Origin of the sequence: Bacillus sp. B4EP4a (assembly GCF_006680105.1) — a bacterium.
GTDB lineage: Bacteria > Bacillota > Bacilli > Bacillales > DSM-1321 > Peribacillus > Peribacillus simplex_E.
This window is the reverse complement of the sequence record NZ_VHIK01000014.1, coordinates 97,460-119,074: the sequence shown is the minus strand read 5'-3', so window position 1 is coordinate 119,074 and position 21,615 is coordinate 97,460. Positions and strand designations below refer to the sequence as shown.

Annotated in this window: 26 protein-coding genes; 12 read left to right on the top strand and 14 right to left on the bottom strand. The window is 43.3% G+C overall.

Going from position 1 to position 21,615, the window contains the following annotated elements; translation table 11 throughout:
- Nucleotides 1–45: 45 nt before the first annotated feature.
- Nucleotides 46–630 carry an SDR family oxidoreductase gene (locus tag FNK51_RS07945; RefSeq protein WP_181762217.1) on the bottom strand — a complete coding sequence of 195 codons (585 nt, stop codon included), beginning with the start codon at nt 628–630 and terminating at the stop codon, nt 46–48.
- A gap of 154 nt (nt 631–784) precedes the next feature.
- Nucleotides 785–1,777 (bottom strand): NAD(P)/FAD-dependent oxidoreductase, encoded by a 993-nt coding sequence (locus FNK51_RS07940; RefSeq protein ID WP_141992979.1) that lies wholly within the window; start codon nt 1,775–1,777, stop codon nt 785–787.
- Nucleotides 1,778–2,252: 475 nt separating this feature from the next.
- Between FNK51_RS07940 and FNK51_RS07935 the strand changes: the two genes are divergently transcribed.
- The 4 genes from FNK51_RS07935 to FNK51_RS07920 all read left to right on the top strand — a co-directional run bounded on the left by FNK51_RS07935 (nt 2,253) and on the right by FNK51_RS07920 (nt 5,412).
- Nucleotides 2,253–3,467: an NAD(P)/FAD-dependent oxidoreductase gene (locus FNK51_RS07935; RefSeq protein ID WP_098371462.1), complete on the top strand. Its 1,215-nt coding sequence runs from the start codon at nt 2,253–2,255 to the stop codon at nt 3,465–3,467.
- 216 nt (nt 3,468–3,683) lie between these two features.
- Nucleotides 3,684–4,163, top strand: a complete 480-nt coding sequence (locus FNK51_RS07930) for an NUDIX domain-containing protein (RefSeq protein WP_141992978.1) — start codon at nt 3,684–3,686, stop codon at nt 4,161–4,163.
- A gap of 107 nt (nt 4,164–4,270) precedes the next feature.
- On the top strand, nt 4,271–4,588 hold the full coding sequence (locus tag FNK51_RS07925; RefSeq protein ID WP_098371461.1) for a YuiB family protein: 318 nt from the start codon (nt 4,271–4,273) through the stop codon (nt 4,586–4,588).
- 131 nt (nt 4,589–4,719) lie between these two features.
- Nucleotides 4,720–5,412, top strand: coding sequence for a 3D domain-containing protein (locus FNK51_RS07920; RefSeq protein WP_141992977.1), 693 nt, complete (start codon nt 4,720–4,722; stop codon nt 5,410–5,412).
- Between the two features lie 89 nt (nt 5,413–5,501).
- Here FNK51_RS07920 and FNK51_RS07915 read toward each other — a convergent pair whose 3' ends face one another.
- Together FNK51_RS07915 and FNK51_RS07910 are read right to left on the bottom strand one after the other, a co-directional pair.
- Nucleotides 5,502–6,290: a cobalamin-binding protein gene (locus FNK51_RS07915; protein ID WP_141992976.1), complete on the bottom strand. Its 789-nt coding sequence runs from the start codon at nt 6,288–6,290 to the stop codon at nt 5,502–5,504.
- A gap of 9 nt (nt 6,291–6,299) precedes the next feature.
- Entirely contained in the window at nt 6,300–6,782 is a 483-nt protein-coding gene (locus tag FNK51_RS07910) for a divergent PAP2 family protein (RefSeq protein WP_098371458.1), read from the bottom strand.
- 269 nt (nt 6,783–7,051) lie between these two features.
- On the opposite strand from FNK51_RS07910, the gene FNK51_RS07905 reads away from it, so the two are divergent.
- Nucleotides 7,052–8,557, top strand: a complete 1,506-nt coding sequence (locus FNK51_RS07905) for a leucyl aminopeptidase (protein WP_098371457.1) — start codon at nt 7,052–7,054, stop codon at nt 8,555–8,557.
- Between the two features lie 61 nt (nt 8,558–8,618).
- Here the strand turns inward: FNK51_RS07905 and FNK51_RS07900 are convergent, their stop codons facing one another.
- Entirely contained in the window at nt 8,619–8,948 is a 330-nt protein-coding gene (locus FNK51_RS07900) for a YuzC family spore coat inner layer protein (protein WP_141992975.1), read from the bottom strand.
- Between the two features lie 323 nt (nt 8,949–9,271).
- Between FNK51_RS07900 and FNK51_RS07895 the strand changes: the two genes are divergently transcribed.
- The 6 genes from FNK51_RS07895 (at nt 9,272) to FNK51_RS07870 (ending at nt 14,175) form a co-directional block, all read left to right on the top strand.
- Entirely contained in the window at nt 9,272–10,021 is a 750-nt protein-coding gene (locus tag FNK51_RS07895; RefSeq protein ID WP_076368137.1) for a GTP cyclohydrolase II, read from the top strand.
- Between the two features lie 13 nt (nt 10,022–10,034).
- Nucleotides 10,035–11,129, top strand: a complete 1,095-nt coding sequence (gene ribD, locus FNK51_RS07890; protein WP_141992974.1) for a bifunctional diaminohydroxyphosphoribosylaminopyrimidine deaminase/5-amino-6-(5-phosphoribosylamino)uracil reductase RibD — start codon at nt 10,035–10,037, stop codon at nt 11,127–11,129.
- Nucleotides 11,130–11,152: 23 nt separating this feature from the next.
- Nucleotides 11,153–12,250, top strand: coding sequence for an FAD-dependent monooxygenase (locus FNK51_RS07885; RefSeq protein WP_141992973.1), 1,098 nt, complete (start codon nt 11,153–11,155; stop codon nt 12,248–12,250).
- Nucleotides 12,251–12,265: 15 nt separating this feature from the next.
- Nucleotides 12,266–12,829, top strand: coding sequence for a 5' nucleotidase, NT5C type (locus FNK51_RS07880; protein ID WP_098371452.1), 564 nt, complete (start codon nt 12,266–12,268; stop codon nt 12,827–12,829).
- Nucleotides 12,830–12,958: 129 nt separating this feature from the next.
- Entirely contained in the window at nt 12,959–13,357 is a 399-nt protein-coding gene (locus FNK51_RS07875) for a hotdog fold thioesterase (RefSeq protein ID WP_098371451.1), read from the top strand.
- 98 nt (nt 13,358–13,455) lie between these two features.
- Nucleotides 13,456–14,175, top strand: a complete 720-nt coding sequence (locus FNK51_RS07870) for an MOSC domain-containing protein (protein WP_098371450.1) — start codon at nt 13,456–13,458, stop codon at nt 14,173–14,175.
- Nucleotides 14,176–14,228: 53 nt separating this feature from the next.
- On the opposite strand, the gene mnhG is transcribed toward FNK51_RS07870, so the two are convergent.
- The 7 genes from mnhG to FNK51_RS07835 are packed head-to-tail and all read right to left on the bottom strand — an operon-like array spanning nt 14,229 to nt 19,957.
- Nucleotides 14,229–14,567, bottom strand: coding sequence for a monovalent cation/H(+) antiporter subunit G (mnhG, locus tag FNK51_RS07865; RefSeq protein WP_098371449.1), 339 nt, complete (start codon nt 14,565–14,567; stop codon nt 14,229–14,231).
- On the bottom strand, nt 14,551–14,823 hold the full coding sequence (locus FNK51_RS07860) for a Na(+)/H(+) antiporter subunit F1 (RefSeq protein WP_377394681.1): 273 nt from the start codon (nt 14,821–14,823) through the stop codon (nt 14,551–14,553). Before FNK51_RS07860 ends, mnhG begins: the two co-directional genes overlap by 17 nt.
- Before the next feature lie 11 nt (nt 14,824–14,834).
- A complete protein-coding gene (locus tag FNK51_RS07855) occupies nt 14,835–15,311 on the bottom strand; it encodes a Na+/H+ antiporter subunit E (RefSeq protein WP_141992972.1) in 477 nt (158 codons plus the stop codon).
- Nucleotides 15,312–15,317: 6 nt separating this feature from the next.
- Nucleotides 15,318–16,799: a Na+/H+ antiporter subunit D gene (locus FNK51_RS07850; RefSeq protein WP_098371446.1), complete on the bottom strand. Its 1,482-nt coding sequence runs from the start codon at nt 16,797–16,799 to the stop codon at nt 15,318–15,320.
- Nucleotides 16,792–17,133: a Na(+)/H(+) antiporter subunit C gene (locus FNK51_RS07845; protein ID WP_076368129.1), complete on the bottom strand. Its 342-nt coding sequence runs from the start codon at nt 17,131–17,133 to the stop codon at nt 16,792–16,794. Before FNK51_RS07845 ends, FNK51_RS07850 begins: the two co-directional genes overlap by 8 nt.
- On the bottom strand, nt 17,133–17,555 hold the full coding sequence (locus FNK51_RS07840) for a Na(+)/H(+) antiporter subunit B (RefSeq protein WP_098371445.1): 423 nt from the start codon (nt 17,553–17,555) through the stop codon (nt 17,133–17,135). The genes FNK51_RS07845 and FNK51_RS07840 overlap by 1 nt, the downstream gene beginning before the upstream one ends.
- Complete coding sequence (locus FNK51_RS07835) at nt 17,552–19,957, bottom strand: Na+/H+ antiporter subunit A (protein ID WP_141992971.1); 2,406 nt, start codon at nt 19,955–19,957, stop codon at nt 17,552–17,554. The genes FNK51_RS07840 and FNK51_RS07835 overlap by 4 nt, the downstream gene beginning before the upstream one ends.
- Nucleotides 19,958–20,289: 332 nt before the next feature.
- On the opposite strand from FNK51_RS07835, the gene FNK51_RS07830 reads away from it, so the two are divergent.
- Nucleotides 20,290–20,847: a DUF5366 family protein gene (locus FNK51_RS07830; protein WP_141992970.1), complete on the top strand. Its 558-nt coding sequence runs from the start codon at nt 20,290–20,292 to the stop codon at nt 20,845–20,847.
- Between the two features lie 80 nt (nt 20,848–20,927).
- Here the strand turns inward: FNK51_RS07830 and FNK51_RS07825 are convergent, their stop codons facing one another.
- Nucleotides 20,928–21,131, bottom strand: a complete 204-nt coding sequence (locus FNK51_RS07825) for a hypothetical protein (protein WP_141992969.1) — start codon at nt 21,129–21,131, stop codon at nt 20,928–20,930.
- 75 nt (nt 21,132–21,206) lie between these two features.
- Nucleotides 21,207–21,611, bottom strand: coding sequence for a hypothetical protein (locus FNK51_RS27510; protein ID WP_353617857.1), 405 nt, complete (start codon nt 21,609–21,611; stop codon nt 21,207–21,209).
- Between the last annotated feature and the right edge of the window lie 4 nt (nt 21,612–21,615).

The window sequence follows — 21,615 nt, the reverse complement described above, 5'->3', positions numbered from 1 at the left end:
TCTTACTGAGGGGCTCTATTTTTTTCAAACCTGATATTTAACGATCTACAGGAATGCTAACGGATGCTTTACTTCAATAAGTGAGGTTGCTGCGACATCGGCCCTTGGAATGGATTTATTAGTATGATCCACTTTCTCATCCGCAAAGATTTTTCCGATGGCTTGTTCATTTGTCAAAGCAACCGGCCGGACAATCGTGTATGTCAGCCCGCTTGCTTTTAAATGTTCATCGGCATCATGCTTTGCTTCGAGATAATGTCGCATTCCTGCTTGGGCTTGTTCCGGATTATCAGAACTGACAGAGCTTAACATGACAAAACGTTTGATACCCTTCTTCTTGGCGGCATCAACTAGTTTAATGGCTCCATTCTTATCCACAGCTGTCGTTTTATCCGGCCCTGTTTTTGGTCCAGATCCGGCGGCAAAAATGATGGCTTCCATGTTATCCACTGCTTTATCCACATTTCCCTCTAAATCTGCAAGGATTGGATGCCCGCCGAGTTCTTTTATCGTTTGAGCCTGTTCCTCTTTCCGGATCATCCCGTATACAGTCATTTGCGGATTTTTTGATAATTCCCCAATGATCTGTTTTCCGGTCGTTCCGTTGGCTCCTGTAATTAAAATATTCATATATGTGCATTCCCCTTTCATGGCTTATCCTACTCTTTACCCTTAGAATGACAAGGATAAGCACTGTGGATAACTAATGGAAATAAGTTATCCACAATCATCGAATTGGGGACAACAAAAAACCCGGCAGTGAAAGCCGGGTTTTTGCGTGATTTTAAAACATGGAAGAGCTGTGCATCGGCTGAACTTTGGCTTTTGGGTCAATATATTGTTTGGCGTGATTGACGGCAGTGGGTGCCTCACCAAAACCACTTGCAATCAATTTTACTTTGCCATCATATGTTGCAATATCACCTGCTGCATAAATTCCCGGGATATTCGTTTCCATTCTGGAATTCACCAAAATACTGTTCTTCTGGATATCGAGTCCCCATTCCTTAATGGGACCAAGGGAAGAAACGAAGCCGTAGTTGACGATGACTGCATCTACCTCCATCGTCTCTGTATCTTCACCATTTGTATCCTTGATGACAATTGTATGGATCCGTCCGTCTGTACCAATCAACTCTGAAGGTATGTATGGAGTCTTTATTTCAACTTTTGAATCTTTAAGTGTTTCTACACTATGTTCGTGGGCACGGAATTTATCCCTTCTGTGTATGATGCTCACTTTCTCGGCGATAGGCTCCAGCATCAGGGCCCAGTCCACTGCTGAATCTCCACCTCCGAAGACCACCACTTTTTTGCCGGCAAAATGATTGAGATCATCGATGAAATAGTGGAGGTTACTGCTTTCATATTTTTTTGCATCATCAATTTCGATGCGGCGGGGTTGGAAAGCCCCATTCCCAGCTGTGATGATAATCGTTTTGGAGTAATGGATTTCTTTATCAGTCGTTAACTTGAAAACTCCATCGGCTTGCTTTTCCACTTCTTGAACGGCCTGCTCCAGGACAACATCCTGCTCGAACTTTGCCATTTGTTCTTTCAAATTATTCACTAGCTCCTGAGCGCGCACTTTGGGGAAACCAGCGATATCATAGATGTATTTCTCAGGATAAAGGGCCGACAATTGTCCGCCTAATTGTGGTAGGCTCTCGATGATTTTTACGGATGCCTGTCTCATTCCCCCATAAAATGCAGTGAATAATCCAACTGGGCCTCCGCCAATGATGGTAATATCATAAACTTTTTCATTAACTTCCAACGTTATCCCTCCGATATACTAGGTTTGCTGAAATTTATTCTCTTATTTTAACATAGATGATCTTTTAAAAAACGGGTAAAGTTAGAAAAGTGAGAAAGTTTTGACTATATATAGGCGGTTTTATGATGAATGTTCTTTATTCTCTTTCAAAAGTGGGTAAAATTACTCTTTACCAATGTTAAGCATATCGTATAAATATGGTTCGGAACTGGGTGAAAAGTAACGCTTTTTGGCTTTATTTTAACCCGAAAAAGTTCGGTTTGTTACTTGAAAAAGGTATGGAAAAAGACTAATATTTACTTATACATCATTTGGTAAAATTTTTATGAATTTTTTATGACATTTATGAAGTGTTACGTGAAATACGTCACAAATGTATAAGAGTGCTTTTTATAATGGAAATTAATAAGATAGACAATATATTTTAGTTATGGAAAGCATCACAAGAAAATATCGTAAAGGTGGACGAATACTTTTGAAAAAGCCAACTATCGTTGTTTTGGGAGCAGGTTATGGTGGATTGATGACTGTTACTCGCTTACAGAAGGCATTAGGTCAAAATGAAGCAGAAATCGTATTAGTTAACAAAAATGATTACCACTATGAAACAACATGGCTGCATGAAGCATCCGCTGGAACTCTACATCATGATCGTGTGCGCTATCCAATCAAAAGTGTCATTAACAGCAAAGTTAAATTCATCCAGGACTCTGTTTTGGAAGTGAAAACAGAGAACAAAAAAGTCATCCTTGAAAACGACGAAATTTCTTATGATTACTTAGTGATTGGACTTGGACCAGAATCGGAAACATTTGGAATCCAAGGGCTAAAAGAATATGCTTTCTCTATCTCTAACGTGAACACTGCACGAAAAATCCGTGACCATATCCAATTGCAATTCGCCACGTACAGTACTGAGGTCGAGAAGAATGAAGACCGCTTGACGATCGTTGTTGGAGGAGCAGGATTTACGGGTATCGAATTCCTTGGCGAATTGGCTAACCGTGTCCCTCAACTTTGTAAAGAATACGACATCGATTTCCAAAAGGTCCGTATGTACTGTGTGGAGGCAGCACCAGCCGTCCTCCCTGGCTTCGATCCGGAATTGGTGGATTATGCAGTATCTTACCTTGAGAAAAAAGGTGTGGAATTCAAGATCGGTACACCGATCAAGGGGGCGACTCCCGAAGGCATCATCGTGGCAAAAGGCGAAGATGAAGTGGAAGAAATCAAAGCGGGGACCGTTGTATGGGCAGCTGGCGTACGTGGAAACTCCGTGATAGAGGCTTCCGGTTTTGAAGCTATGCGCGGACGTATCAAAGTGAACCTTGACATGCGGGCACCGGGTCATGACGATATTTTCATTGTGGGGGATTGCGCTTTGATCATCAACGAGGAAATTAATCGTCCATATCCACCTACTGCCCAAATCGCTATGCAGCAAGGTGAGGTCATTGCGAAGAACCTGACTAAATTGGTTCGTAATGAAAGCGACCTTGAAACGTTCACTTTCGAAAACAAAGGAACGGTATGTTCACTTGGTGAAGACAACGCGATTGGTGTTGTTTTCGGCAAGAAAGTTACAGGTAAGACTGCATCATTCATGAAGAAAATGGTTGATAACAGAGCATTGTTATTGATTGGCGGAGCTTCCCTTGTTGCAAAAAAAGGTAAATTCAACGTCCTTTAATTTTTTCGGTATATAAAATAATGGCCATTTGGGGATTGTCCCTGAATGGCTTTTTCATTGGAATCTCATCCATCGATGAGTGTGTCATAGTGGAGTATGCACTTTTCTTAAGTGGAATATAATGGGGATAAGAATGATGAAGCTGCATCAAGAAAGTCCTTACCTTTGGCACTGTTTGGAGTTTACACTAATTATAAAGAATGTGGGGGAAGGATTTTGGAACAATGCAAAAATGTTTGGCTGGCAGTGTCCGGCCTTGTGATATCTGATAAAGGTGAGTGGCTGGTCGTGAATAAAAGGTATGGCGGATTGAAAGGGCAATGGTCGCTTCCGGCAGGTTTTGTCAAAAATGATGAAACCGTCGATGAAGCTGTCGTACGGGAAGTGTTGGAGGAGACGGGTATTCAAACAGAAATCGAAGGCATTGTAGGAGTGAGAAGCGGAGTCATCAAAGGGGATATAAGTGATAATATGTTGATATTTTTACTTAAACCGGTCAGTTTTGAAGTAACCGCTCAATTGGATGAATTATATGAAGCTAAATTTTATGACCCTGATTTACTCATGCAGGAGGGGAAGCAATCTTTACTATTAGAACAGCTTTTAGCTTTTAAAAAGGAAAGAATGCAGACGATGCTTGACGGGTTGAACCCGGGAGATCAATTTGGATATACATCATATAAATTATTCATGTAATTTGGGTAATTATCTTTTCTTCGGCATTATTTGGTATAAGTCGTTGACGCAGCAATTATTTTTTCAGTAAACTAAAGGTGTCGCTTTTAAGGAGGGTCAAGAATAACATGCCATTGCCTGTTTTAATTATCTCAATACTCTTATTTTTCATATTGTTTTTCGGAATTGGCTTTTTGCTGAATATGCTCTTTCGCTCTTCTTGGATCATGGTCATCTTATTTCCAATCGTCTTCATCATCATTGTCAATGAAACAAAGCTAATAGAATATTTTAGAAATCCAGGAATCTCTTTTTCCAATCTTGGAACAAGCCTTACATCCCTTCATACGGCAGACATCATTATTTTATCAAGCGGGCTGCTTGGCGCGGTTTTAGCGGGTGTGGTCATCAGGATTCTAAGGAAAAAAGGATATCAAATGTTTTGATAATGGAAAGGGCCGTCATTTATGGACGGTTCTTTTTTTTGTAAGAAAAATTGGATCTTTCCATGCTTTATGAATACTTTCACTCTGGAAAGGGAACAAATATCCTTGTGAGAGGAGTGGAATTAATACATATGAAGATTGTAAAGGCATTATTTTTGAGGGTTGCTATTATCATATTATTTATCTTGGCCATCGAATCAACCTTAAATCATGTTTTTGGGGCTGTGCCTGAAGATCATCCTTTTGAAGAGGCAATGAGACAACATCGAATGCTTGGTTTCGAATATAAAGCGATCCATAGTGGAGGTCAAGTGGCAACGCTAATGGCATCGGCATCCACGAGCAATGGTCCCACGACGATAGCGGAGGCAATCGAGCTCTCGAAATACCCGAAGCATGAAGTTTTGGCTACAGGATATACAGCAGGGTATGAATCGACAGGAAAGTACCCGGAAAGCCCATCCTATGGAATCACTTATTCAGGGGTGAAGGTGAAACGGGATCTGTTTTCCACCATTGCCGCCGATCTTGCCGTATTCCCTCTCGGAACCATCCTTTGGATTCCGGGCTATGGTTATGGGGTTGTAGCGGACAAGGGCGGTGCGATCAAAGGAAACCACCTGGACCTATACTACGAAACGGTACAAGATGTATACGAGAACTGGGGCAAGAAAACCCTTGAAGTATATGTTGTGCAAAAAGGGAATGGCGAGTTATCTGAAGAGCAGTTAAGCAAGTTGAATGAAACCAAGATCAAGCAGGTATTCAAGTCGAAAATTGCTGAGAAAACATTAAACGAGAATGTAGCTTCCTTTGCTTTTTAATGATTGATGGACAAATCGGAGAAAGTGAAGGTGAAAGGCTGCCTCGATTGAGGCAGCCTTTTTGATTGTCTGTTTCAGTTGGGACGCCCTTAGGCCATGCTTTTGTAGGCTTCAGGATGCAGGGTCTTTGCCAATTTGTAAAGACCATCCAGCAAACGCGGAGAAGGCCGGCAGAATAATGGTTCTTCCATGATGTGAATATTGTTATTCCGGACGGCCTTCATATCAGACCACCCTTTCCGTTTCTTGACCAGCTCTGGGTTTACTTTTCGTAAAGGGACACCGACCCAAGCTAAGCAAATATGGTCGGGATCCTTTTTTTGGACATCTTCGGAAGTGACTTGAATGCTTGCCATGTCTACATCTTCGAAAAGGTTATATCCTCCCGCAAGCGTGCTGATCTCGGATAACCAATTAACTCCCCCTGGGCTGAATAAGGGATTAGGCCACCATTCCCAATACAGGGACGGCTTTGTTTCGATTTTGTCGGCGACGTTTTTATATTGAAGGATGGCATCACGGAATTTGGCAGCCTGTTCCTCTGCTTTTTCCTTAAGATCCATGGCCTCGCCCAAGGTCAGTAAATCTTTTGCGATATCTTCAAGTGATTGCGGGTTGAAGATGATATGGGGGATGTTCCGTTCTTTTAACCCCTCAATATTTTTTTCCATGCCCGGTACACTCAGTGAAGCCAGCACCAAATCGGGTTTTAGTGATTCAACATGATCGATGTCGATCGATAAATCGGGCCCAACCTTAGGAAGGTGCTGTATGGTTTCAGGCCAATCAGAGTAGTTATCGATGGCGATCAGCTGATCTTCAATCCCTAGATATGTGCATAGTTCCGTATTGCTGGGGCAAAGAGAGATTATTTTCAAATTGAACACCTACCCTTGAAAGATGAAAAAGTGAAGTGCCAGTGCAATGAATACTCCGGTCAAGGCTCCGAAAAATACCTCGATTGGCTTATGGCCCAACAGTTCCTTTAATTGTTGCTGTTTCTGTTTATCTTCTTTTTTCTGCCAGTTCTTTGCTTGCTCGACAAATGTATTGAAGTCGGTAACGAGCTGGTTCAAGACGGCTGCCTGTTCTCCTGCCTGCCGTCTCACTCCTGTCGCATCGAACATCGTGATGACTGCAAAGATCGTGGCAACCGCAAACACAGGGGAATCCATTCCGGTTTCGATCCCTACCGCTACGGTTAGGGCTGACACGGCCGCAGAGTGGGAGCTTGGCATACCGCCTGTGGAGTTAATGAGTGACCAGTTCACTTTACGAAATGCTATGAAGTGGATGGGCACTTTAATGAATTGAGCAAAGAAAATGGCAATCAATGCTGCGATTAAAGGGAAGTTGAGTAATAATTCCAAGAGTATCAGCCTTCTTTCTAGTTATAAGTAAAGATGAAATCCATATCTGGGTAAATACATCCTGCTCGGAATAAGGCCCTTATTATTAGTTCCATTCAGTCCTGTCGATTCCCTGCTGGTAATAGCAAAATATGATCTTTCTTATACTATTACTCTAAAGTCACCCATTCTAAACAATATCCCTTTTTATTATTATTTACGCGGGCCTTATTCGAAAATTTTTGAAGATTTCGTTATAATGAATGTAATTGAATGGAGGAGGTAGCAGAATGTTCACAGTAAAAGGTTCCCTGAATATAGATTTGATTGACGAATGCCTGATTCTAGGCGTATTTGACAGACCCGTAAAATTTACAGGCATAGGAAAAGAAGCGGATGAACGATTGGACGGCCAGCTAACAGAGTTAGTGAAAGCCGGAGAAATCTCTTCCAAGAAAAAATCGGTGGTCAAAATACATACATTAGGTAAATTAAGCGTAAAGAGATTGATTTTTGTAGGGTTGGGCAAGGAAAAGGAGCTATCCTTTGAAACCCTCCGCGAAGCGTTTGGGAAGGCGCGTAAGACGATTAATGAATCCAAGATTACGACTCTTTCGATCGCTTTGGATACATTCACGACTGAAAATCTGGATGCATTGGACGCAGCGCATGCTTGTTCCGAGGCTTTCGAACTTGCTTCCTATAAATTTGACGGGTATAAGCAAAAATCGAACCAGGTCGAAAAAAGCCTCGAATCGATTACGGTTTACAGTGAATATGATCAAGAAGAGGTCGGTGCCGCGCTTCATGTAGGGAGAATCTTTGGAAGGGCGACGAACTCAGCCAGAACATTGGTCAACACACCAGGCAATTTGTTGACTTCCACGGATTTGGCGGATTATTCATCCGCATTGGGCGAACGTTATGGTTTTGAAGTGGAGATACTCGAGAAGGGAGATATGCTCAAGTTGGGAATGGGCGCACTCCTTGCTGTCAATAAAGGTTCGGTCGAGCCTCCGAAAATGATCGTCCTGAAGTATCAAGGTAAGGATGAATGGAAGGATGTTATCGGGCTGGTCGGTAAGGGCATCACATTCGATACGGGTGGATACTCATTGAAAACGAAGGCTGGAATCGTTGGGATGAAGACGGATATGGGCGGTGCGGCGGCAGTTTTAGGTGCAATGGAAATTATCGGCGAATTAGGACCGGATCAAAATGTCGTGGCTGTCATTCCATCCACTGATAACATGATCAGCGGTGATGCATTCAAGCCGGATGATGTGATCACTGCCATGAGCGGCAAGACGATAGAGGTATTGAATACGGATGCGGAAGGCCGGCTGGTTTTGGCGGATGCCATGACTTACGCTAAACATCATGGTGCTGACTATCTTATTGACGTTGCCACTTTAACGGGCGGTGTAATAACGGCGCTGGGCATGGATATGACGGGTGCAATGACAAATGATACGGAATTCTATGAGCAAGTGGTCAAAGCCTCAGAGGAGGCCGGGGAGCCCATTTGGAGATTGCCGATTACAGAAAAGGATAAAGAACGGGTACGCAATAGTAAAATGGCGGATTTGAATAATTCACCTGGCGGGGCAGGACATGCGATCATGGGCGGGGCCTTCATCGGCGAATTTGCTGAAGACACTCCGTGGGTTCATCTGGATATCGCCGGAACTTCCACAACCTCGAGCAGCTCCGAATTGTGCAGGGCGGGGGCTACCGGTGTCATGGCACGAACGCTTGCACTATTGGTTGAAACCTTTGAAACGAAAACAAGATGAACCCAAATATCCGAAGCCGAAAATAGGCTTCGGTTTTTTTACCAAAAGAGTGTGGTGGACGTTATACATCACTCCATTTCAAGCTGACGATGATATGACAATTTTCTTCTCCCGCTTTAGGATAGAAATCAAAACGGATCCCATCGGGGTTATACGTGATATCAGGTTCGTTCTTAATTCCTATCTTTCGGATCATATCGATCACGACACTCTTTTCCGATGCTTGGGCAGCAGTCATCAACCGGTTCGAGAAAGGCTTCGATGTGGCTAAAGTATCCATGACTTTTTTTACATCAAGCATTAAAGATTGCGAGGTCTTTGCCGATTTAACCAGCAGATCTGGGTTGGGTGCCGAGTAGGGACGCAATGTTCCTTCCCGCTCCCGATTCATATTCATTGCCCCGACGTGAGGCGGAAATAGAATAGGGTCATAAAAAAAATAAGGGAAATCCTCCAAAAGGTTTCCGTCCTTTCCTTAAGTCTGTCTATAGACACGTTTTCGTTATACGTTAAAATATGTATAAAGGCCAGCCGATATGATAGCGGTTTGTGAATGACCTTTCTACTGCAAAAAAAAACTTCTTGAAAATTATGACCAAAGACACACTATTATTTGTAAACTGCTTCATTGACAGGTATAGTGTATAGTAATATACTTACTTACCTAAAGTAAGGAGAAGGCACACTATAAATTATAAAATAGGTGATGTTAACATGAAAATAACCGAGGAAACAAAAAACCTTTTAATAGATAAAATGAATATCATCAAAACTCCGGGAAAAGCTGATATATGCCTTGTGGGGCCTGTGAACCTGCCTGTTGAACAAGGAGATTTCTCAACGGTTTTCCAATGGTATACATGGCTTCAGCTTGACGGCGCGGATAATGACAAGGAAGCGGTGCTTGATTCGCTTTCGGAAGCCAATCTCGCTTTTGGACAGCAATCCTCCGTATTGGTGTATGGAGATTTTAAAAATTCCGGGGATGCACTTGTCCGGATGCATAGCATCTGTCACACGGGTGATATCTTCGGCAGTAAACGCTGTGATTGCGGCTACCAGCTCCACCAATCGATGAAGATGATAGCCGAGCATGGGTGCGGGGCCATCTTTTACCTTGCGGACCATGAAGGAAGAGGGATCGGCCTGTTTTCCAAGTCTCTTGCCTATTTGCTTCAGCAGGAGGGTTATGACACGGTCGAGGCGAATGAGGCTTTAGGATTCGAAGATGATACGCGATCTTACGAGGGAGCCATTCGAGTGTTGAGCGAACTGCGCGAGGATCCGGTGACTTTAATCACGAACAACCCGAAAAAGCTGGACGCCCTCATGAAGCATGGACTTGCGGCAAAGGACCATATTCCGCTTTGGGGCGGTTTGACGGAAGATAATAGTTTCTATCTGGATACAAAAGTTAAGAAGTCTGGACATATCCCCCAAAAGAAGCCAACTTTGATTGTATAAGGAGAGCTATAGTATGAATGATGATCAATATTACATGAAGCTGGCACTGGATTTGGCGGCCAGTGCAAAAGGAAAGACGAATCCGAATCCAGTGGTCGGTGCAGTCATAGTCAAAGACGGTGTGATAGCCGGGACAGGGATCCACCGTAAAGCCGGTGAACCGCATGCGGAAGTACATGCATTCAAAATGGCGGGTGAGTATGCAGAAGGTGCAACGCTATATGTGACTCTTGAGCCCTGTTCGCATTATGGAAAGACACCTCCTTGTGCAAATTTGGTGAAAGAATCAGGTGTGCGGCGAGTTGTGGTGGCTACTCAAGATCCGAATCCGGAAGTAGCCGGCAGAGGGATATCGATCATCAAGGATGCGGGCATTGAAGTGGAAGTTGGCATCCTGGAAAAGGAAGCTCAAAGGCTGAATGAGCGTTTCATTCACAATATGCTGACGAATCGGCCCTTTGTCATATCGAAGTATGCGATGACGCTCGATGGAAAACTTGCAACTCACACAGGCCATTCAAAATGGATAACAGGGGAACAATCACGTCATTCCGTTCATTTGCTGCGTGATGAGGTGGATGCCATTCTTGTTGGTATCGGGACTGTATTGGCCGATGATCCATCACTGACGACCAGACTTCCGGAAGGCGGAGGGAAAAATCCGATCCGGATCATTTTAGACAGTGAATTACGTGTTCCCTTGGATGCCAATGTTGTACAAGTATCAGATGCGAAAACCTTGATCGTAACGCATGAAAATGCATCCGCGGATAAAATGGACATTTTACGTGAAAAAGGGATCGAATTCATTTTCGTCCCTAAAAACGAGACGGGACTGAATCTAAGGTTTTTGATGGAAGAACTATATAAAAAAGGGATTACGGATGTCTTGCTGGAAGGCGGAAGCGAAGTGAATGCCTCTTTCCTTAGGGAAGGGCTCATCGATAAATACTTGATTTATATAGCCCCTAAACTATTGGGCGGAAGAAACTCACTAACACCGTATACTGGAATGAATGTTGATACGATGGATGAAGCAATGGATGTTTTCTTCTCTGGCGTGGAAACGTTTGGTGAGGACATACGCATCACGGCTTATCCTAAATAAAAATAGACAACAGGTGAAGAGGCATGTTGGTTAAATCAGATGTATGCATAGTAGGTTCAGGACCTGGAGGAGCCCTGCTGGCCTACCTATTGGCCAAGCAGGACATTTCAGTCGTATTGCTTGAGAGGCATTCTGAAGTTTCAAGGGAGTTCAGGGGCGAGTTCTTGAACGATGAAGGAGAGGGCATTCTTAAAAAGCACGGTTTATTCGAGAGTGTGGAAAGACTAGGCTTGCTTAGGATGGAACAAATTGAATATTGGAATGACGGCCAATTATTCAAAAGGATTTTTCCTGATTGGCCTGTCGATCATGTTGGGATACATGTCCCTCAAAATCATCTGCTTACAGCTATATTGAATGAAGCTGAAAAGCTGGACTCTTTTCAATTGATGATGAATACGAGGGTCACGGACTTGATACAAAATGAAATGGGCCGTTTTACGGGTGTCAAGGCTCGAAATGGCGGAAATGACCTGGAAGTGCAAAGTTCATTGATAATCGGAGCGGACGGCAGATTTTCCATCGTTCGAAAAAAAGCGGGAATTCCAGTGGTGATTAAAAATCATGGTTATGATTTACTGTGGGCAAAAATTCCAGCTCCAGAGGGATGGAAGCCTTCGATCAAGATGGCATTGGTCAATGGCTCACAGGTTGCCCTCTTCACTCAGGCTGGAGGTTTCATCCAAATTGGCTGGAATATAGAACATGGTTCGTTTCCCCATTTGCGAAAACAGCATTTTGATCCGTTCATTGAAGATTTGCTTTTATCCTTTCCTGAATTAAAAAAGGTTGTGAGTGAAAATATCCGCTCTTGGCATGACTTCATTTTATTGGATGTTTACAGCAGCTATTGTGAAACATGGACAAAGGATGGCGTTGCTTTATTAGGTGATGCAGCCCATACAATGACACCTACAGGTGCGTTCGGACTCAATTGTGCCATGAAGGATGCCGATATATTAGCCGAGCTTATTTCTGGATGCATCCTGCAGGGGGATACTGGTTTCCTGGGGCTAAAAATGGCTGAGCCAAAAAGAAAAGCCGAAATTGAAAGATTACAGGCCATTCAGGTGGACAAGGAAGTTTCCTTCGCATCACAGTTTGCCGCCGCTTATGTTTAAATGGGAGTGAAGGATATGAAATTCGGTTTTGATATTGACGATACCCTTATTAACTTGAGGGAGTTCGCGTTTCATCTTTATAATGAAAAGCTTAATACGAACATAGAGATAACGAAATTCAGAGCTTTAAAGACGTTGGAGATCCATGAAGCTTTCGGGCTTGATAAAGAGGCTGGGGGCAAGATGTGGAACAGCCTTGCCGAGGAAGTGTATTATTCATCCTGTCCAGCCTTCGAGGGCGCAGTGGAAACGCTGCAGGAGCTTGAACGCGATGGTCATGAAATCTATTACATCACCGCCAGAAAAGCGGAGCATGGTGAACGGACGAAAAAATGGCTGATTGAAAACGGCTTTCCGGTTAAGGATGACCATTTTTACTGCGGTATGAAGGATCATGAAAAAATTGATACGATCCGCAAATTGGAATTGGATTATTATTTTGATGATAAACCGGCAGTGCTGGAAACTTTATTGGATATTCCAACGAAAGTGTATGCAATAGATAACTCCTATAACAGGGAATTGGATATTCCAAGGCTGACAAGCTGGCTTGAATTAAAAGAAATCCTCTCCAAATAATACAATTCATATTATTGACGGATGACTTAATAGACTTGGGTCATCCTTTTTTTGTATACTGATATGAATAGTGATTCATTTTTTTGATGTACATGGTAAGAAAAAAACATGAGAGTTAGGGGTAATGGGATGGAGAGAAATATTGAAAAGTCATTGATAGGCACGCTTGGGATAGAAATGAAAGAAGTCGGTGATGGGAAAGTCATTGCGACGATGCCTGTGGATGAACGAACTAGGCAGCCGTATGGTTTATTGCATGGGGGAGCTTCTGTTGCCCTTGCGGAATCTGTTGCAAGTTTTGGCGGCATGCAGCTAGTGGATAGTACAAAACAAGCTGTCGTCGGCCTTGAAATCAATGCCAATCATGTAAGGGGCGTCCGTTCCGGTTTTGTTACCGCAGAAGGGAACATCATCCATCGCGGGAGGACGACGATGGTATGGGATGTGAAAATCCATGATGAAGAGGATCATCTTATCTGCGTTTCACGCTGTACATTGGCCGTTATCGACTTACCAAAGCCAAAGTGAATCAAAAGAACAATCGTAATAAAGTGGTGTAATGATTCTACAATGTCCGGTTTAAGTATAATATGGCAAAAGATTATTGTATGAAAAGAGGTATTTTTATGCTGGTTGGACATATACAAGAAATCACCCGTCATCCTGTAAAATCATTCACTGGTGAACAGGTACAGAAAACGAGGGTGATGGATTATGGACTATATGGAGATCGCAGTCATGCTTTTAAAGATAAAAATGGGAAATTCCTTACGATAACCCAAGTCCCGGAAATGGTCCGTTATCAAGCTGCTTTTTCTGGTGAGGAAACCCTTGACCAATATCCGGAAATCAAGGTGAAGACCCCAACAGGACAGGTGCTGACATGGGGAGGGGAAGCCTTTCATGAGGAAATGGAGCGGTTATTAAACCAGGAGGCTACCACCATTGTTTATCCGCCTGGACATATCCCATTGGGGGCGATTGAAGAAGAAAACATCCTGCTTGTCAGTGATGCCTCGATTGGCGAATTGACAAAGCTTTGGGGAAAAGAACTCGATGGCAGGAGATTCAGGCAAAATTTGGTGCTATCTTTAGTGAACAAAACACCCTTTTTAGAAGAGCAATGGTTCGGAAAAAGGATTCTAATCGGAAATGAAGTGGAATTGGAGATCAAAAGGTATTGTGAGCGTTGTATGATCATAACGGTCGATCCAAGCGATTCCCAGAGAGATCCAACTCTCCTGAAAACTGTCGTCAAGGAAAGGAATAATCATTTTGGCGTATATGCCTCGGTCATCAAAACAGGTGAAATCAGAGTGGGCGACCAGGTATTTTTAAAGGATTGAGACAGAAAAGAGCTGCTCCTGTAATCAGGGCAGCTCTTTTGCAATGGCAGGAATCAGCGGGTTTTCTTTAAATCATCCTGGACACTCCGATCCCACATCTTGACGCCAGAATGATAGGCCGAGCGATTGATTAAATGCCCGGCTACAGGGCCGGTCATGAAGATAAAGATGATCGCGAGCACGACCCGGAAATCGAAATGGCTATGTTTATAGTAAAAATATAACAAGGTGCCGATCAGGATGAACATGATCCCAAGTGTCGAGCATTTTGAGGCAGCGTGATTTCTTGTATAGACGTCGGGCAGCCGGATGATACCGAATGCCGAGACTAAAAAGAGAAAGACTCCCATTAAAATGAATAGGGCCGATAGGATTTCAACGATTGCGGTCATCTTCGATAATCTCCCCTCTCTCAAGGAATTTGGCGAAAGCGACCGTTCCGATGAATGATAGGATTCCGAGCAGAAGAATGGCTTCCAGATATGCACTTGTATCCATGACAATGGAGGCAAGTGCAACGATTGCGATAAGATTGATTCCCATCGCATCGAGTGCGACGACCCGATCCGGTACGGAAGGCCCTTTGATTAAACGGTATAAGAATCCAACCATGGAAAGCGAAACACCGAGCAGCGCGATTTTAAGCATTAAATCGAACATTATTTGCTCACCTCCATAATCGCTTTTTCAAATGTATTTTTAATGCTGTCCACAGCCTCTTCTTTGTCGGCAATATCCATCGCATGGATATAAAGAATCCGATTATCTTCCGATACTTCAACGACAAGTGTTCCTGGTGTCAACGTAATTAAATTCGATAGTATCGTAATTTCCCAATCCTTGGTCAGCACGGTTTCAAATGCGAATATGCCAGGTCTTATATCCAGGCTCGGTTTAAGCACGGCCTTAAGGACGCTAATGTTGGAAAGTATGAGTTCCCTTGCGAATATGAGCAGCAATAGAACGACGGCATTCACCCTTTTCAAGTAAAAACGTTCATTGAAAAAATGACGGAAGACGAACATGATGCCGAGCCCCAACATATATCCGATGATAAAAGTGCTCCCGTTAAACTCATTTTTCAAAAACATCCAGATAACCGCAAGGAACACATTCAGTAAAATTTGGAATGACATCAGGCACTACTCCTTTAAAACCGCTTTGTTATAGATTTCGGGATTCATTAATGAATCCACAGCTTGTGTAATGAATGGGTAAATCGATTCAGTTCCCACTCCGAATAAAACGGAAATGATAACAAGTAGGACGGCAGGGACCAGCATTTTATTAACCGTTTCATTAGTTAAGGCATAATCAGCTTTCGGAGTTCCCCAAAAGCCATTCATGAATATTTTCATGACGGAATATAGGACCATCAAACTTGAAAGTAAGACAATGGCCATTCCAAAGTAGGCCCCTTTTTCGGCAGCTCCCTGAAGAATCAGGAGCTTGCCGGCAAAACCGCTGAACGGCGGTATACCCGCCAATGATATGGCAGCTATGAAGAAGGTCCATGCAACGGCCGGGTATTGCTTGATCAAGCCGCCCATGTCCCGTAAATCATCCGATCCGCTGATTTTGATCATAATGCCAACAAGCAGGAAGAGTGCAGCCTTAATCAGCATGTCATGAATGATATACAGAATGGAGCCTGATAAGGCCTGTTCATTCATGACGGAGATGCCGAACAGGATAACTCCGACGGCGATGATGATATTGTAAATGATGATTTTTTTTACATCCCAATAGGCTATCGCACCAATGACACCGATGATGATGGTCAAGATGGCAAGTATCGCAAGGAAAGTATGGGTGAAATCCTGGTCATGATAAAACATGAGTGTATAGGTCCTGAAAATAGAGTAGATCCCGACCTTTGTCAGCAATGCACCGAATAGGGCCATCACGGGAATGGGTGGAGCATAATAAGACCCAGGCAGCCATTGGAAGAGCGGGAAAATGGCTCCCTTCAAACCGAATACGATCAAAAAGCCAATTGCTATCACCGAGACGATTCCAGGCTGGTTGACTTCCGCTATCCTCTGGCTGATGTCCGCCATGTTCAATGTTCCTAGAACTGAATAAAGGTACGCCACCATGATGACGAAAAAGGAAGAGGAAAGCACATTGACGATGATATACTTCAATGATTCCCTCAGCTGAATTTTCGTCCCTCCCAGTACAAGCAGCACGTAGGAAGCCATCAGCATGACTTCGAAGAAAACAAATAGATTGAAAAGATCCCCCGTAAGAAAGGCACCGTTTACACCAATCAGTAAAAATTGATAAACAGGATAATAATAATGTCTTTCACGTTCCTCCCCTATGGAGTGAAACGAGTAAAGCAGTATGGCCAATCCTATGATATTTGTGGTCAGTACGAGCAGTGAAGAAAGCATGTCTGCGACGATCACGATCCCGAATGGCGCATCCCAGCTGCCGACACCTAAAGTCAAGATCCCTTGAGTATGGACCGTAAACACCAAATAAAGGGAAATCGCAATTCCCATAAGAGAGGAAAAAAGGGATATCCCTCTTTGCAGCTTGATTTTTTTTGCAAAGAAAATGAGAAAGATGCCTGTGAAAAGCGGCCATAAAACAGGCATGAAAGTAAGATTATTCATTCGCTTCGGTACCTCTCATTTCTTCCATGTCATCCGTACCGAGTTCCTGGTAGGTCCGATATGCAAGTACCAGCAGAAATGATGTGACCCCGAAACTGATGACGATTGCCGTCAAGATAAGCGCTTGCGGAAGCGGATCGACATAGGATGCTGCTTCATCACTCAGCAATGGAACGGAACCGCCTTTCAAACCGCCCATCGTCAAAATCAAAAGGTGGGCGCCGTGACTGAGCAGCCCAGTACCGATTATGATTCTTAAAATGCTTTTGGAAAGCATTAAATATGTCGCACACATAAATAGTATTCCAATGACAATAGCCATTAAAAGTTCCATTATTCACTCTCCCCTATCGTTTGAATAATGGTCATCGTTACACCAACAACCACAAGATAAACACCCAGATCAAAAAGTACCGCGGTATGAAGCGAGATGTGCCCAAGAAGCGGTAAATCAACATAATGATAAACATGTGTCATGAGGGGCACCCCGAACACCAGCCCCCCGGCTACGGTCAGGCTTGATATGAACAAGCCTGAACCGATCATTAACTTATAGTCAATCGGCAAGATGCCGGTAACGGTCTTAATGTCGAAAGCGAGCAACAGCAGGACTATGGCGGCTGAAGTCATTAACCCGCCGACAAACCCGCCTCCTGGCGAATAATGCCCGCCTAAAAAGATGGCAACCGCGAACAGCAGGATAACAAAGGCGGCGACTTTCGTAACCGTTTGTAGAATCAGGTCATTTTGCTTCATGATTTATCTTTTCCCCCCGTCAAACGCAATTTGATCATCGCGAATATTCCGAGCGCAGCGATGGAAAGGACACTGATTTCAAACATCGTATCAAGTCCGCGGAAGTCTACGAGAATGACATTTACGACGTTTTTTCCGCCTGCTTCCTTATAAGCATTTTCAAGATAGTAATTTGATATGGAATCAAATAGTTTATTGCTATGTGCCGATAAGGCAATCAATGTCACGATGACTCCTACACCAATGGATATCAAGGCGTTATTCAACTTGAATGTCATCCGTTCTTCCTTTCTGCTTGCCATTAACGGAAGGTGGAAGAAACAGAGCAAAAACAGGGATACCGAAATCGTTTCGATGACTAGTTGAGTCAGGGCTAAATCCGGTGCCCGCAGCAAAACGAAAAATAAGGAAATCGCATAACCGACCGCTCCTAAGATGATAATGGAAGTTAAACGGGATCTTGCAAACAGAATGGCGATCGAGCCAAACACGATGATCGCTGCTAATACCAATTCATATAGGCCGATCGGGGCAAAATTCCCTGTATCCAATTTAAATGCATCCTTCCAATAGAGCGTAAACCCTAATGAAAGAATGAAGAAAAGGAAGATTGAAAGCAAATATGTCCGAATATAACCTGTCATTAAAAATTTCATGATGGAAGATGCTGAGCGTTCGAGCCCTCTAACCCCGTTATCATACAAAGCATTCAGGGAGATACGTTCAGGAATCCACTGAGTGATCTTCTGCCACTTCGGAAGCGTTTTGTATAAAAGGATTCCAAATGCTATGATGCCGACGGTCATCCATACTTCAGTATTCAATCCATGCCAGAAGGCGATATGGACCTGGAAATCGGGACCCGTCAAGCTTGGCTGTATGCTTGCTACCGCAGGTTCAATGATTCGTGAAGATAGCAAGTTTGGAAAAATACCGAAAACGATGACCAACGAAGCAAGGATGATCGGGGATATCAGCATCCCGACCGGTGCCTCGTGGGGCTTCTTGTCCAATAGTTGCAACTGAAGTTTGCCTGTAAAGGGTTTGAGCACGACGATCATGCTATATATAAAAGTGAATACACTGGCTACCCATGCCACCACAGGGAAAAGGACCCCCCATGTCTCCATATTGAAGATATTCAATTCCAATACATTCACCATGCTGGCCAAGAACATTTCCTTGCTCAAAAAACCATTGAAGGGCGGAAGTCCAGCCATTGAAAAAGTACCTATGACAGCGACGGTGAAAGTGATCGGCATCAGCTGCATCAATCCGCCAAGCTTTCTAATATCACGTGTACCGGTTTCATGGTCAATGATGCCTGCAACCATGAAAAGGCTGCCTTTAAAGGTTGCATGATTAATCAAGTGGAATACTGCAGCAACCGTGGCTGCCAAGTATATATTTTCCCCCAAAGATTCATAGTGGAGGGCCGCCGCACCAAGTCCCAAAAGCGACATGATCAATCCGAGCTGACTGATGGTGGAAAAAGCGAGAATCCCCTTTAAATCAGTCTGCCTGATTGCAGAGAATGAGCCCCAGAACAGGGTGATCAAACCGGCGATCGAAACGAGCCAGAACCATAATCCTGATTCGGCAAAAACAGGGCTTAATCGGGCTACCAAATAAATTCCGGCCTTGACCATTGTGGCGGAATGAAGGTAAGCACTGACCGGTGTCGGGGCTTCCATCGCATCAGGAAGCCAGATATGGAACGGGAACTGTGCGGATTTGGTGAACGCGCCAAGCAGCACAAGCAAAAGTGCAGGAATGAAGAGCGAGTGGTCCATAAGTTCCCCGCTTTGGGCAATCAATTCACGAATGCTGAATGTGTTCCCCATAATGGAAAGGAGAATGATGCCTCCAAGCAAGCTTAAGCCTCCAAGCACAGTGATCAGCAGGGATTTCTGCGCCCCATAACGTGAACGCTCCCTTTCATTCCAATATCCTATCAATAGAAAAGATGATAAACTCGTGAATTCCCAAAATGAATAAAGGACAATTAGATTATCGGATAGGACGACACCAAGCATCGCTCCCATGAAAAGCAAAAGGAAGACGTAAAATTGGTTCAGCTTTTCTTTCTCTTTGGATAAATAGAAAATTGAATACAGAACGACGAGTGAACCTATACCTGTAATGAGCAAGGCGAACAAAAGCCCTAGTCCATCTATATAGAAATCAACATGAATTCCGAGAGAAGGAATCCATGTAGCGCTTTCCATAATGATATCCCCTTGTTTGGTCAAGGAAATGAACCTTGAAAAATAGGTGAAAAGGAGAATCGGTAAAATCAATACAAACCATCCTGTATGTATTTGTCGAAATAGTTTGTATAATATTGGTACAATAATTGCTAATAGAAACGGTGATAGCACCGCCCAATGAAGTAAAGACATAAACTCCCCCCTTTTTAAAAACGAAGTCAGTCGTCTTATTATGCTTTTTTTGAGCAATCCTAGACGTTAGGAAATCTTCGCTGAATATGTATTTTTTTATCGAATACTTGCCTCGCTTAAAAGTATAACGCAATTTATGTGGGTTTGCATGGCTTTGAAAACGGTGAAGGCCAACTTGAATGAAGTTTTATATATAGGTAGAAAAGGAGGGGGAAACGACCTGAAAAATTTATTAAAAAAATTTTTTCAAGGGTGAATTAGTAGAGTATCCATTGTGAAATGGTGGATTATCTAGCATAATATAGGATAAAAGACGCATGGATGGAGAAGTCATGAAAAACACATATTTACTTAGCTATTTACCAATCATTTCAATCTTATTATTCAGCCTCTCCTTTGCCGTTTATGGGGAAATGCAAATGCTCAAGTTATTTGGGAATTTGGGAATCTACCAAGGGATGCTAGAGTTCTTTTCTGAAACCGGCATCAAGCTGGCGCTGCTGATCGTATTGCTCCTATTATTCTTCATGGTTTTTGCTGCATTGAAGCTGGTCTCCGATACGATATTGGAGCTGTCTTTATTATTCTTTTCCAAGGATTCGGAAGGTAAAGCCCTGAACAGTGTAAGAAAGGGATCTGTCATATATGTGATTGGCGGTGCCTGTTCATTGTTCAGTGTTCAATTCATCATCGGGCTTGGGTCGATCTTTATCGCAACGAATATCGTGGCTTTAATTTATTTTGTCAATAAGTTAAGCCCGAGCCTGAATTTATCGAGGCTGGTGGGATTGGTCTTCTTTCCAATCTTCGCTTGGACGGCACTGATTTCAATAGTCGCTTATGCGGGATTGAAGCTTTATAACAGCGTTATTGCAAGTCTTCCCATATAGCAAAAAAGAAGGTGCCATCATCGGCACCTTACAGACTGTAGATAAACTCGATAATCATTGAGTTTGCCTACAGTTTTTTTCTAAAAAAAGTTCCAGTTGTTTTCAGAAATCAGCTCCCTTTCCGCCGACTGTCTGCCAAGCCTCATCAAAGCAAGTGTCTGTGGGGTCTCGGCTAGATAGTTATTCGGCAGGAGTGTCGCAAATTTCTTCAAACTAGTAAGGGTTTCATCCATATAAAAAAGTAAAAAAACATGGAGTATAACCATGCCTTGTTTTAAAATCATAGTAATAATTCCCTTGATAAAATCGTTCAGGGATATCGACAAACTAAGAAGGTGACATCTCGGCACCTTCTTTTTTCACTCGGCAGTCTGGCTGATATCTTTCCAAATCAATACATGGGGTGATTGTGAATAAATGGATTGTAGATTGGATGGTTTGTCCCTTCCAACCCAAACCCCCGTTGTATAGTTTGCTGTCAGACCGACAAACCACATGTCTTTCACATCATTGGTCGTACCGGTTTTACCGCCGACATAATCCGTAGGAAAGTAGGCTTTGCGGGCTGTCCCGGAAAGGGTTGTTTCGTGGAGCAGCTGCCGCATCTTGGCTACGGTGCTTTTATTCCATATCTCCTTGGAACGGTCTTTCCATTTATAAAGGACTTTACCTTCTTGATCGGTGACTTTAGTAATGGCGCGCGCTGGCTGATAGTTTCCGTCATTGAAGGAAGTATAGGCATTCGTCAGTTCAAGGGGACTCATGCCA